Here is a 13,487-nt window from a genome sequence, read left to right on the forward strand (position 1 = left end):
AACAACATTTGAATCATGAGAAGATTAATATATTTTATACTTACTATATTCGGGATTCTCGGCATATACTCTTGTGCAGAAGAAATAAGTGATCTGCAGCAGGAAGGTAATCCCTCACTGCAAGTAGAGAATCAGTTTACAAACGTACACTTTGGTGATGTTTTATCATTTACAGCAACGGTGAGTGATAACATCCCCCTCTCTACTCTAACAGCAATTCTTTACTTTGGTGAAGAAGAGGTTGAAAGAACAACTATACGAACAAAAGAGAATGGTGTGTATTCAGGTGAGATTACTGTTCCTTTCCTCAAGGATATACCTGATGGAACGGCAACTTTGGAGTTTGTATTGCTTAATACAACTCTTAAAAGCGTTATTCAAACTTTTGATATTCCTATTACAAGAGCATCTTACCCATACCTCATACTTGTTACAGCTGATGGCTCATATCCAATGATTCCTACAGGTGTGCCTAACGAGTATGCAGCAACTGAACCATTCCCTTCAACTGAGCTTCCGGCATATATAAAAACACCGATTGTAGATGATAAAGGACAGGAAATTATATTTGGATGGGAAGCTGGTGCAGTTACTCAGGGTGTATCTGAAAATATACCGTTTGTAAGTCCTACCGGAGGCACTTACTCTGTAACATTTAATACAATGACTTATGCCGCAACTCCATTTTTTGAAATACTTCTGAATGGAAATAAGATGATGATGGTTGATAAGCAGAATTATCAGATTGATATAGATCTAACTCAAAATCAGGAGTTTGAAATTGAGGGACTGGTGGATATTGCCGACTGGTGGATTGATGTTGATTTTTTCACTGAGATCGAAACTGGTAAGTACAGATTCAACCCAATTAGTGGCAAATATCGTGTAATGGCAAATCTGACTCATAAATACTTTAGAGTGGAGGTGCTTGATGGATCTTCTCCTGCAACTTTAAAGTCCGATGGAACAGGTGCAGTTTGGGTTATTGGTGATCAGTTAGGGAAACCTTCTTATACCGAGAATCATGTAGGCTGGAATACATCAAATGCTTTATGTATGGCTCCTATTGGCAATAAAACTTATCAGATGACTCTTGTTGCAGGTGAATCAATAAATGCCAATGAGATTAACTTCAAATTCTTCCATCAAAAAGATTGGGGCGGTGAATTTGGAAGTGCTACATTATCATCATCAAGTGATATTGTATTTGTTGGAGACGGTAATAACGGCAGAGATAATGGTAACCTTGGTCTTGTAGAAGGTACTACTCTGGAGGTAGGAGCAACATATGTATTCACTGTTGATCTTTCAGCAGGTAGCAGCAGTGGTGTTCTCACAGTGGTTAAGAAATAGTACTTATTGAGATATTCAATCATGGTACTCACTCCGACTTTTTACAGAAGTAGAAAGTCGGAGTGTTTTTTATACAACTGATTACTACCAATTAATCAAATAATTATATAAATTTGTTCATCTGAGAAATAATACCAACACATTAAAGACAACAATTATATGAACAAAAGGCTTCTACTGAATTTAACCTCTATTTTTCTTTGCCTCTTCACAGTGTCCATTCGTGCTCAGGAATTTAAGCTGACTCCATCCGAATACTTCCAAAACAGGGGAGTAGACATGATGGTTTATGATGATATCTATCCTGAAGGTCACCAGGGAGGTTTATCACTAATTATGCATGGAAATCGTGTGGCTACCAATGGTGATATCCGATTAGAACCAACACCGGGACAATGGCAGCCTGTACCAGTACAACGCAAAAGGGTTGTTGATCATAGTTCAAATACAATAACAGTGCATTTGAGTTATCCTGATTCTTCTCGTCATCTGACAGGATTTAATCCTATGATATATCCCGATCTGGTATTTAATTATACTGTAAAAGTCAAAAGTGAGGGTAAGTCAATTATAGTCAGTGTTGACCTGGACCGTCCTATTCCCCCTGAGTTCATTGGTAAAGTTGGTTTCAATTTGGAACTTTTTCCGGGTGCTCTCTTTGGTAAACCATGGATAATGGATGATAAACAGTCGGGTATATTTCCACAACAGCCAAATGGCCCTACCAGCATCATACATACAAATCATAATCATACAGGTAATTTCAACAAAACCGGGAAAGCATCTGTTGACCAGCTTGCAGGAGAAGGATACAGTCCCATTATAGCTGACGATATTGTATCCGAGCCATATGCTACAGGCAAACGTTTTGTTGTCCGACCCGATGATCCATATAATAATTACACAATTGAATCGTTAAGAACAGAACTAAAATTATATGATGGGAGGATGAATCACAACAATGGATGGTTTGTCGTTAGAAGTGAAGTTCCTGAAGGAATAACAAAAGAAGCAATCAAATGGGTAATTACACCAAATGTTGTTGAAGATTGGCTATATACACCTGTTGTACAAACCTCACAGGTAGGATATCATCCAAATCAACCTAAAGTAGCTGTTATCGAGCTGGATAAAAAGGATATAGGTCGCGACACTCCTGTTTTATACAAGATTACTTCTGATGGAGTAAAAGAGATATTTAAAGATGATGGTAAAAAATGGGGTGAATTCTTACGTTACAGCTATTTAAAATTTGATTTTTCAGATATCAAAGAAGAAGGTTTATACCAGGTTATTTACGGTGATTCAAAATCAAGCATCTTTAGAATATCAAAGGATATATATGACAGAGGAGTCTGGCAACCGGTACTTGAGTACTTCCTACCTGTTCAAATGTGCCATATGAGAGTAAACGAGAAGTATCGTGTTTGGCATGATCTGTGTCACTTTGACGATGCTCGGATGGCTCCTGTTGATTTCAACCATATTGATGGTTATGTACAGGGGCCGTCAACACTTACTAAGTTCAATCCGGGTGATTTTGTACCAGGTCTGAATATAGGAGGCTGGCATGATGCTGGTGACTTTGACTTAAGAGTAGAATCTCAGGCGGGTGAAACCTATATTTTAACCTTAGCTTATGAGGCTTTTAATGTAGATTATGATGTTACAACTATTGATCAGCACTCACGTATAACAGAGATTCATCAGCCAGACGGGAAGCCTGATCTGCTGCAACAGATTGAAAATGGAACATTGTCTGTTGTTGGAGCTTACCGTTCACTGGGTCGTTTATACAGGGGGATAATCACTAACAGTCTGCGTGATTATGTTCTTCTTGGAGATGCGTCTGCTATGACTGATAATGAGATTGGTAATAATGATGACCGATGGGTGTTTACTGAGAATAATCCCGCCAGAGAACTGACTACTGCAGCAAATGTGGCTGCTGCATCAAGGGCATTGAAAGGTTTTAATGATACTCTAAGCATTCAGGCTATAGAGTGCGCCAAGGAGATTTATGAAATCACAGAGGAGAATAATCGCTCTAAATCAGCAAAGGTGCATGCTGCTGTTGAACTATATCTTACAACCGGTGATGTTAAATATAAAGAGTGGCTTCTCAAAGAAACAGATTATATAGTAAAAAATATAAATAGTTTAGGTTGGTTTCTTGGAAGAGCAGAAAAGAGAATTAACGATACTGCATTCTCTAAAGCTATTGAACAATCACTGCATAGTCTGAAAAATAACCTGGACACTCAAGCCGCTGAAACACCTTACGGAATTCCTTACCGCCCGCACATCTGGGGAGCCGGATGGAATATTCAGGAGTTCGGATTCAAACACTATTTTCTACATAAGTCATATCCTGATATTTTTGGAACTGAATATATTTACAATGCACTTAACTTCATCTTAGGATGTCATCCAGGATCTAACACTGCATCATTTGCTTCGGGTATTGGAGTAAATTCAGCAACAGTTGGATACGGTTTAAACAGAGCTGACTGGTCATATATTCCTGGGGGTGTTATTTCAGGTACAGCATTGATTCGACCTGACTTTCCCGAATTACTTGAGTTTCCTTTTTTGTGGCAACAGGTTGAATATGTAATGGGAGGAGGGTCTTCACACTATATGTTTCTTGTTTTGGCAGCACAGCAATTATTGACAGAACAATAAGTCTTTTACGAGATAGCGTTATCTAATCTCATTGAGAAATATGTAATGAAAAAATATTTGTTATTATTTCTAGTAGCTGTACATTGCATTTCTTATGCACAAGAAATCGGCTCATCAGAGAAACTAAATCATTTAGTTTTATCTGTTGAGGAAAATTTATATGATAATGTAATACCATTTTAGCTTAACTACAGTATAGATAGTATTAATGGAGGGTTTTACGGAATGGTTGATTCTGAGGGGAATGGAAATCCCGAAACAGAAAGAGGCTTAATACTGAATTCTCGCATTCTTTGGACATTTTCATCTCTTTATTTTAAAGATAGGGATGAACGCTTTCTCTCAGTTGCTGACAGAGCCTATAGCTATATTGAAGATAATTTTATAGATATAGTATATGGAGGCGCTGTTTATACAGTTGACAATACTGGCAACTGGATAAATGAAATAAAAAGCATATATGCCAATTCATTTCTTATCTATGGGCTATCTGAATATGTGATGGCAACAGGTAACAGGTCGGCATTAGAACATGCTAAAAACACATTCCTAAGATTAGAAGAGCATGCTCATGACACATTATATGGAGGTTATGGGGAAATTTACAACAGAGACTGGTCGCCTGTTACTGATAGCTCAATAAATGAGATTGGAGATGCAGCAAAAACTATGAATACGAGTTTACATATAATAGAGGCTCTCACAAATCTATACAGGGTATGGCAATCTCCTGTTGTTAAGGATCGATTGCAAGAAATGATTATCCTCACTCTTGAAAAGATAATAAATCCAGAAACTAATCGTCTATACTATTTTTTTGACCATGATTGGAAAAGTATTACTAATATTAAATCTTATGGTCATGATATTGAATGTTCATGGCTAATGCTCGAAGCTGCTGAAGTATTGGGTGATATAGAACTTATTGAAAAAGTGGAGAAAGCGTCAATTGCTATGGCTGAATCTACATTAGAAGCATTAAATAAGAATGGTAGTTTGACAAATGAATCGGTTGATGGTGTTAATTCAATATCGCTGCAATGGTGGGTACAGGCTGAAGCAGTTGTCGGTTTCATAAATGCTTGGGAGTTGACAAAAGATGATGTATGGATTGACCATACACTATCTGCCTGGAAGTTTACTGAAGAGAATTTTGTAGATAAAGAGTATGGTGAATGGTTCTGGGGATTTGGAAATGATGGGCAGCTCAACACAACAGCACCTAAAATTTCAGCCTGGAAATGTCCATATCATAATAGTCGAATGAGTTTAGAGGTACTACGCCGACTCTCTAGATACAGTTAATAAACAGCTGTAAATTAACGACATAACATATGTTTACATTTCTGACATAATAGATAAAGAACTCATTCTGTTTACAATATATTCATGAATTGAGTCCTAATCAATTACAATAAGTATATCTTTGATGTAATAGTTAAATAAAAGAAGATATGAAGTACACATCAATAATTGTTATAGTTTTAGTAATGATTTCAGGTTTAGTATCCTGTAACAGCCAAAGGCCAAAAGAGATAAAAGCAGAATGGAAATTAGTCTGGGAAGAAGATTTCAATGGTTCAGATATTGACTATTCTGTATGGTCGAAAATACCAAGGGGGAAGAGTGACTGGAATAATTACATGAGTGATTATGACTCACTTTACGAAGTAGCTAACGGCAATCTGATTTTAAGAGGAATAGTTAACAATGTATTACCAAATGATACTGCACCTTTTATAACCGGAGGTGTATATACTAAAGATAAGATAGTATTCGGCGAAGGACGTTTAGAAATAAGAGCAAAACTAAATGGAGCTAAAGGTGCATGGCCTGCTTTCTGGATGCTGCCCGAAGACGCACAATGGCCACATGGAGGTGAGATTGATATTATGGAACGACTTGATTACGATTCAATTGTATATCAGACAGTTCATACTAATTACACCTATAATTTAAACATAAAAAATCCTCCGAATGGAGCAACTGCCCCTATAAATCCGGAGGATTATAATACATATGCTGTAGAAAAAAGGAAAGACACTCTGTCCTTTTTCGTAAATAATAATCTTACTTTCCAATATCCAAGAATTGAAACTGATAAAGTGGGACAGTTCCCATTCAATGATCAGGACTTCTATCTGCTTATAGATATGCAGCTTGGAGGAAGCTGGGTTGGTAAAGTAGATCCCGAAACGCTCCCGGTTGAAATGTATATTGACAGAGTAAGGTTCTACACAACTCCCTGAGCCATCATTGCATCAGCAACTTTCATAAATCCGGCAATGTTAGCTCCCTTTACGTAGTTGATATAATCACCTTCCTTGCCATAGGCAGCGCATTGCTGGTGAATGTTATTCATTATCTGACGCAGCCATCTGTCCACTTCATCATTATCCCATGACAAATGCATTGCATTTTGAGTCATCTCTAATCCTGAACATGCAACACCACCGCCATTTACAGCTTTACCAGGTGCAAACAGCATCTCGTTCTCAGTAAAGAAATCCACTGCCTCTGATGTACAACCCATGTTGGACACCTCAGCAACAAGAATTACACCATTACTTTTCAGTTGTTTAGCATCTTCTAGATTTAGTTCATTCTGAATTGCACATGGAAGAGCTATATCTACTTTGCACTCCCACGGCTTCTTACCCGGGTAGAATTTAGCACTTGGAAACTCATCAGCATAAGGAGCTACAATATCCTCTCCCGAATTGCGCAGTTCAAGCATATATTCAATCTTCTCTGGTGTATTAATACCCTCTTCGTCATAAATATAACCATCAGGACCAGAAATTGTCACCACTTTTGCACCCAGTTCTGTTGCTTTCGTAACAGCGCCCCATGCCACGTTTCCAAAACCAGAAACAGCTACTGTCTTACCTCTTAAGCCTATATGAAACTCATCACACATTTTCTGAACAAAATAGAGAGCTCCGAAACCAGTAGCCTCAGGACGCAATTTTGAACCACCGAAAGAGAGACCCTTTCCTGTGAAAGTACCAGTATGCTCACGGGCAAGTTTTTTGTACATACCGTACATATAGCCAACTTCTCTGGCACCTACTCCAATATCACCTGCAGGAACATCAGTATCAGGACCAATAACTCTCCAAAGTTCCATTACAAAAGATTGGCAAAAACGCATTATTTCGGCCTGTGACCTCCCTTTAGGTGCAAAGTCAGAACCACCTTTACCACCACCCATAGGCAATGTTGTGAGTGCATTCTTAAATGTTTGCTCAAACCCTAAGAACTTCAGTGAAGATAAAGATACTGATGGATGGAAACGTATTCCTCCCTTGTATGGACCAATAGCACCGTTGAACTGTACACGATACCCAATGTTCACATGTACTTTGCCATTGTCATCAACCCATGGTACACGAAATGTGAAAACACGGTCGGGTTCTACTATACGTTCAATAATACCGGCTTTTTCAAATTCAGGATGCTGATTATAAACATCCTCAATAGAAACTAATACTTCTCTTACAGCCTGCAAGTACTCCGACTCACCTGGGTGCTTAGCTTCCAGTTGAGTCATAACATCATTTACTCTCATGTTAAATAGCTTGTTTAATAAATATTATTTTTACAAAAATACACATTACTTCTCAAAATACTAAAATTATGATAGTCAAAAACTGTTTTGGTTCACTTTTTATCTATTTGAGCTAACTTATCAATGGTATATACATCTAAATTAAAGCTTAAATGTAGTCAATTTTAAATCTACCTGTTAATCAATAATCGAAAATTTCTGTTTTTAACGTTTAAATGTTACTTTTGCTATGTATTTGTTTAGCAGTTAATCGAATTTAGTCTCAAATGGCAAAAAACAAACTAGCCAAATTCGCCGAGATGGCAACGTACAGCAATGTATTTCAATATTCCTTTAAAACATTGGAAACAGAGGGCTTCCCTCTAAAGGGTAAATGGAATACCCATTTTAAAAACAACAATCCAATTATACTTGAACTTGGCTGTGGTAAAGGAGAGTACACAGTTGGCCTTGCTCGTAAGTTTCCAGACAAAAACTTTATAGGCATTGATATCAAAGGAGCTCGTATCTGGAAAGGTGCTACTGAAGCCCTCAATGATAATCTTGATAATGTTGCATTCATCCGCACTCATATTGAGATGATAAACTATTTCTTCTCAGATAATGAGGTTTCAGAGATTTGGATTACCTTCCCTGATCCGCAAATGAAGAAAGTAAACAAACGTCTGACTTCAACCAGATTCATGAAAGAATATTGCAAAATACTCAAGGACAATGGTGTTATACATCTTAAAACCGACAGTAATTTCCTTTATAGTTATACAAGTGCAATGATTAAGGAGAATCAGCTAAATGTGCTTTTTGATACTGACGATCTGTACAACTCTGTCCCTGAGGATGACATATTAGGAATTCAGACATTCTATGAACAACAGTGGCTAGAACGCGGTTTATCTATTAAATATATCAAATTTATCTGCAAGGAGAAGACCGACTGGATAGAACCAGATATAGAAATCGAAAAAGATAACTACCGCAGCTTCGGAAGAAGCAGGAGAAACATAAATGAAAACAAAGATTAATAAGATATTCAGGCTGATATGATCATTAAATACACAGCGTCAGTTAAATTGAATATTCAAATTGAAAACTTATAATTATGGCAATATATCCACAACTTATAATTGATGCACTTAAAAATGTGCGATATCCGGGAACCGGTCAGGACATCGTTTCTGCAGGAATGGTAGAAGACGATATACGTATAGAGGGTATGAAAGTGAGTTTTTCCCTTATAACAGAGAAAGCTCACGATCCTTTCATTAAATCTCTGGTAAAGATGGCAGAGCAAGCTATTCTAACCTATGCTGATAAAGATATAGATATCGTTGGAAACATATCTGTGAAATCAAAGCAAGCACCAAGACCTGAACTACCTGAATTGTTGCCCGGAGTAAAGAACATAATAGCTGTAGCTTCGGGAAAAGGTGGTGTAGGTAAAAGTACCGTCTGCACTAACCTTGCAGTAGCTCTGGCACTAAAAGGTTATAAGGTTGGCCTTCTCGATGCCGATATTTTCGGTCCTTCTGTACCTAAAATGCTTGGAGTGGAGGACTCCTCACCTGCATTGGCAAAGAAAGATGGTCGTGACCTCATGGTTCCCATCGAGAATTATGGCATTAAAATGCTCTCAATAGGTTTCTTTGTAAACAAGAATGATGCAGTTGTATGGCGAGGTGCAATGGCGAGCAATGCACTTAAGCAGATGATCGCTGATGCTGATTGGGGCGATCTGGACTATTTCCTCATAGATTTCCCTCCAGGTACAAGCGATATTCATCTTACACTTGTACAGACAGTACCCATTACTGGTGCAGTTATAGTGAGCACACCTCAGGAGGTTGCTCTGGCAGATGCCCGTAAAGGTATAAGTATGTTTACAGGTGATAAGGTAAATGTTCCAATTCTTGGTCTGGTAGAGAATATGTCATGGTTCACACCAGCTGAGCTGCCAGAAAACAGATACTACCTTTTTGGAAAAGAAGGATGTAAAAGGCTTGCAGAAGAACAGGGCTACAATCTGCTTGGACAGATACCTATCGTTCAAAGCATTCGTGAAGGAGGTGATGATGGCCAGCCTGTAGCACTAAATCAGGACAGCATCACAGGAGTCGCATTCAGTCAGCTTGCCGACAATTTGGTTGTTGCAGTTGATAAACGAAACAGTTCACTTCCGAAGACCTCAATAGTGGAAATGAAGAGTAAATAAGCTGCAATCAAATGAATCACCCACTTTATCAATTCACCTTCTGTCCCAGATGTGGTTCAGCACATTTCCAGGAAAATAACGAAAAATCCAAGAAGTGTGCTGATTGTGGGTTTACCTACTATTACAACTCATCTGCAGCATCTGTTGCAGTGATTGAAAACAGCAAAGGAGAGATTTTAGTTGCCCGCAGGGCTAAAGACCCTGCAAAAGGAACCTACGATCTTCCCGGAGGTTTTATTGATGTAGGTGAAACTGCCGAAAATGCTGTGAAAAGGGAGATTATGGAAGAGACTAACCTTGATATAATTTCGTTAAAGTACCTTTTCTCAATACCAAATATTTATGTATATTCGGGCTTCGAAGTACACACTGTAGATCTTTTCTTTAAATGTAACGTAGATGACTTCAGCAACTTAAAAGCGCAGGATGATGTTTCTGATCTGAAGTTTATTGCTTTGGACAAACTCAATCCTGATGATTTCGGACTACTCTCTATCCGTAAAGGAGTTGAATTGTTGATTCAGAATAAATATTAAATTAAAATATTCTCACGTTTACGACAAATTGTTACATTAAGATTAAACCACATCAATCAAGATATATCTGAACAGAACAAACATAACTTAGATCATATGAATAATGTAAAAGGTAAATTAATTATACTCAAAAACATGAAGAAAATTATCTTTGTTTTTACTCTTGCCTTAATAACACACGCATCCCCGGCACAGAAATCTGTCCATAACTCTCAACCGGAACGACTCTTTAACCAGGGAAAAGAGATGTTTCTCGAAGGGAACTATACAGGTGCCCAGGACATTCTTAAAGAATATATTTCCGGGAGCAATGATCGGATTCTTAAAGAAGAGGCAGCCTATATGATTGCAGTTTCTTCATTTCGAAAGGGAAATGAAAATAGTGGAGAGATACTAAAAGAGTTCCTGGAAAGTTATCCTGAAACAGTACACAAACATCAGGTAAATTTTCTTATTGCCTCTAACTACTACGACAAAAAAGAGTGGCAGAACGCTCTTCAGTGGTTTAACATGGCTGATCTAGATTATCTCTCACTCGATGAACAGGAGGATTACAGCTTCCGTTTAGGTTACACACAAATGCAACTGGGAAACAGAGATGAAGCCAGAAGGTATTTTGGACTTTTGTCACAGAACAGTCGCAAATACCGCGATGCAGCTGATTTCTATCTTGGATATATTGAGTATGCCAACGGAAATTATTCAACTGCGATGAGTCGTTTCGATAGACTAAGGAATAATCCTTTATATCAGGAAGATGTTGCCTTCTACACTGCTCAGTCAGCATTCTTTGATGGTAGAATTGAAGATGCTATACGACTTTCCGATGCATTCATAACAAGATATCCTGTAAGTGAACACAACACAGAGCTTAGCCGTATACTGGGTAACAGTTATTATCGTCTTGGTCAGCCCACCAGTGCTATACCATATTATGAGAGATATCTATTAGGTGCGGAAAAACCACTTCGCGGTGATGCCTACTTCATGGGGCTATCCTATTTTGAGACAGGAAAATACAACGAAGCACTGAGAATGTTCCAGCAAGCTGTTGGCGAACCAGATGAGCTATCGCAAAATGCACAACTGCAGTTGGGACAAACATACCTGAGACTCAACCAGAAACAGCAGGCACAAATGGCATTCGAAGCTGCCTCAAGGCACAATTTCAGTCCACAAGTAAGAGAAACAGCAATGTTCAACTACGCACTGCTTGCTCATGAGACTAATTTCTCGGTCTTCAGTGAGTCAATATCACTTTTCGAGAACTTCCTTCAACAGTTCCCAAATTCTCAATATACCGATCAGGTAAACGACATTTTAGCCGAAACATTCCTGACAACAAAGGATTACCAGGCTGCCCTAAACGCAATAAACCGTATAAGCAACCCAGGAAGAAGAATTCAGGAAGCTAAACAGATGGTACTATTTCAGCTTGGTGCTCAAGAATTTATCAATGGAAATATGAACCAGGCAGTTCAATACTTCAATAACAGTGTCGGTATGGGTAACTACGACACAAAAGCACGTAACAATGCCTACTTCTGGCGAGGAGAGGCATACTATCGCATGGGCAACTACACCAGTGCAGCAAGTGATTTCAGACAGTTCACACAAAATGCATCCCCTTCCGATGAAAATTACTCTATTGGGTGGTATAACCTTGGTTACTCACAATTCAAACAACAGCAATACTCACAAGCGGTTGGCTCTTTTCAGAAATATATCTCTACTGAAACAAACCGCAGTAAAAGTGAATATGCCGATGCACTAAACAGAATAGGAGACAGTTACTATTTTAACCGTAATTTTAGTGATGCTGAAAGATATTACGCACAGGCTGCCGATGCCAATCCCTCTGCAGCCGATTATGCAGCATACCAGCGTGCTTTTGTACTCGGTTTGCAACGCAATTACCAGGGTAAAATTACTGCACTGGATAATCTTATGAACAGATATCCCAACTCGCAATATTTCGACGATGCACTATATGAGAAGAGTCGCGCTTTAACAATGCTCAATAGGGAAAACGAAGCAATAAGTGTATTACAGCGACTGGTAAATGATTTCCCTAGAAGTCCCCTCACCAGTCAGGGTGGTGTTCAGCTTGGTCAGCTATACTACAACATTGGCAATTATCAGCAAAGTATTCAGGCCTATAAAAATGTAATAACCAATTTCCCGGGATCAGATGATGCACGTAATGCGCTGATTTCTCTTGAAACGGTTTACAGGGATATTAATGACATACAATCATATGTTGATTATGCGAATTCACTACCAGGAGGATTAAGAATATCTACTTCAAAGCAGGACTCTTTAACCTACCTTGCAGCTGAGAGTGTTTATATGAGAGGTAACCGTTCAGAGGCTGAAACAGCAATGAACCGCTATCTGCAGTCATATCCAAATGGTGCCTATAACAGTGATGCTCACTATTATCTGGGAACTATTGCTGATGAAAAGAATAACAAACAGGAAGCTTTATCTCATTTCAGAAGGGTAATCGATGCAGGTAATATCAAGTTTCTCGACAATGCTTTAATCTATACTGCGCAGACAGAATATCAGAATGGCAACCTGCAACAGGCACTTTCAGATTACGCAAGACTTTCCAACTCAGCAAGGAATGCTACTAACAAGCAGATCGGACAACTGGGTATAGTTCGCACTCAATCTCAACTGGGCAATCATCATGATGCTGTAAGGGCTGCTACAGAATTACTTGCAAGCAACTCTCTTTCGGCAGAGATAATTACTGAAGTAAGATACATACGCGGTAAGGCATATCAGCAGGTTAACGAAATAAACAGTGCGATTGCAGATTTTCAATTTATTGCAAATGACACAAGAAGTGCTTATGGATCAGAGGCTCAGTTCATTCTTGCAGACATATATTACAAACAGAGCTCTTATGACAGGGCTGAAGCTCAGGTTAAAGAGTTTATGCAGAAAGGTACTCCTCATCAATACTGGATGGCACGTGCACTTATAGTTCTTTCAGATACATACCTTGCTAAAGGTGATGAGTTTCAGGCAAAACAATATCTCGAAAGTTTAAGGAATAACTATAAAGGCACAGAAGCTGATATTCAGCAGTTGATAAATGCAAGATTGGGAAATTGATTTTATG

The 13,487-nt window shown here is 38.5% G+C and carries 9 protein-coding genes; 8 read left to right on the forward strand and 1 reads right to left on the reverse strand.

Annotated features, from left to right (window positions below; translation table 11 throughout):
* The first annotated feature begins 15 nt into the window (after positions 1 to 15).
* From BN1354_RS07590 to BN1354_RS07605, 4 genes are all read left to right on the forward strand, one after another.
* Positions 16 to 1,353 carry a DUF5125 domain-containing protein gene (locus BN1354_RS07590; protein WP_053826747.1) on the forward strand — a complete coding sequence of 446 codons (1,338 nt, stop codon included), beginning with the start codon at positions 16 to 18 and terminating at the stop codon, positions 1,351 to 1,353.
* A 159-nt stretch (positions 1,354 to 1,512) separates the two neighbouring features.
* On the forward strand, positions 1,513 to 4,038 hold the full coding sequence (locus tag BN1354_RS07595) for a glycoside hydrolase family 9 protein (RefSeq protein ID WP_045089016.1): 2,526 nt from the start codon (positions 1,513 to 1,515) through the stop codon (positions 4,036 to 4,038).
* Positions 4,039 to 4,263: 225 nt separating this feature from the next.
* Entirely contained in the window at positions 4,264 to 5,343 is a 1,080-nt protein-coding gene (locus BN1354_RS07600; RefSeq protein ID WP_053826748.1) for an AGE family epimerase/isomerase, read from the forward strand.
* Positions 5,344 to 5,492: 149 nt separating this feature from the next.
* On the forward strand, positions 5,493 to 6,287 hold the full coding sequence (locus BN1354_RS07605; RefSeq protein WP_053826749.1) for a glycoside hydrolase family 16 protein: 795 nt from the start codon (positions 5,493 to 5,495) through the stop codon (positions 6,285 to 6,287).
* Here the strand turns inward: BN1354_RS07605 and gdhA are convergent.
* Complete coding sequence (gene gdhA / locus BN1354_RS07610) at positions 6,272 to 7,609, reverse strand: NADP-specific glutamate dehydrogenase (RefSeq protein WP_053826750.1); 1,338 nt, start codon at positions 7,607 to 7,609, stop codon at positions 6,272 to 6,274. The genes BN1354_RS07605 and gdhA overlap by 16 nt on opposite strands.
* A gap of 266 nt (positions 7,610 to 7,875) precedes the next feature.
* Between gdhA and trmB the strand changes: the two genes are divergently transcribed.
* The 4 genes from trmB (at position 7,876) to BN1354_RS07630 (ending at position 13,480) form a co-directional block, all read left to right on the forward strand.
* Positions 7,876 to 8,631, forward strand: coding sequence for a tRNA (guanosine(46)-N7)-methyltransferase TrmB (gene trmB / locus BN1354_RS07615; RefSeq protein WP_045089013.1), 756 nt, complete (start codon positions 7,876 to 7,878; stop codon positions 8,629 to 8,631).
* A 77-nt stretch (positions 8,632 to 8,708) separates the two neighbouring features.
* The gene (locus BN1354_RS07620; protein ID WP_045089012.1) at positions 8,709 to 9,818 is read left to right on the forward strand and encodes an Mrp/NBP35 family ATP-binding protein; all 1,110 of its coding nucleotides are present in this window, start codon (positions 8,709 to 8,711) and stop codon (positions 9,816 to 9,818) included.
* A gap of 11 nt (positions 9,819 to 9,829) precedes the next feature.
* On the forward strand, positions 9,830 to 10,354 hold the full coding sequence (locus BN1354_RS07625; protein ID WP_053826751.1) for an NUDIX domain-containing protein: 525 nt from the start codon (positions 9,830 to 9,832) through the stop codon (positions 10,352 to 10,354).
* A gap of 135 nt (positions 10,355 to 10,489) precedes the next feature.
* On the forward strand, positions 10,490 to 13,480 hold the full coding sequence (locus BN1354_RS07630; RefSeq protein WP_053827242.1) for a tetratricopeptide repeat protein: 2,991 nt from the start codon (positions 10,490 to 10,492) through the stop codon (positions 13,478 to 13,480).
* The last annotated feature ends 7 nt before the right edge of the window (positions 13,481 to 13,487 follow it).

The sequence above is a fragment of the Lascolabacillus massiliensis genome (assembly GCF_001282625.1).
GTDB lineage: Bacteria > Bacteroidota > Bacteroidia > Bacteroidales > Dysgonomonadaceae > Proteiniphilum > Proteiniphilum massiliensis.

Excerpts from the sequence above, each read along its gene's own strand:
- BN1354_RS07590 (WP_053826747.1), top strand. The coding sequence starts at position 16 with ATGAGAAGATTAATATATTTTATACTTACTATATTCGGGATTCTCGGC.
- BN1354_RS07595 (WP_045089016.1), top strand. The coding sequence starts at position 1,513 with ATGAACAAAAGGCTTCTACTGAATTTAACCTCTATTTTTCTTTGCCTC.
- BN1354_RS07600 (WP_053826748.1), top strand. The coding sequence starts at position 4,264 with ATGGTTGATTCTGAGGGGAATGGAAATCCCGAAACAGAAAGAGGCTTA.
- BN1354_RS07605 (WP_053826749.1), top strand. The coding sequence starts at position 5,493 with ATGAAGTACACATCAATAATTGTTATAGTTTTAGTAATGATTTCAGGT.
- gdhA (WP_053826750.1), bottom strand. The coding sequence starts at position 7,609 with ATGAGAGTAAATGATGTTATGACTCAACTGGAAGCTAAGCACCCAGGT.
- trmB (WP_045089013.1), top strand. The coding sequence starts at position 7,876 with ATGGCAAAAAACAAACTAGCCAAATTCGCCGAGATGGCAACGTACAGC.
- BN1354_RS07620 (WP_045089012.1), top strand. The coding sequence starts at position 8,709 with ATGGCAATATATCCACAACTTATAATTGATGCACTTAAAAATGTGCGA.
- BN1354_RS07625 (WP_053826751.1), top strand. The coding sequence starts at position 9,830 with ATGAATCACCCACTTTATCAATTCACCTTCTGTCCCAGATGTGGTTCA.
- BN1354_RS07630 (WP_053827242.1), top strand. The coding sequence starts at position 10,490 with ATGAAGAAAATTATCTTTGTTTTTACTCTTGCCTTAATAACACACGCA.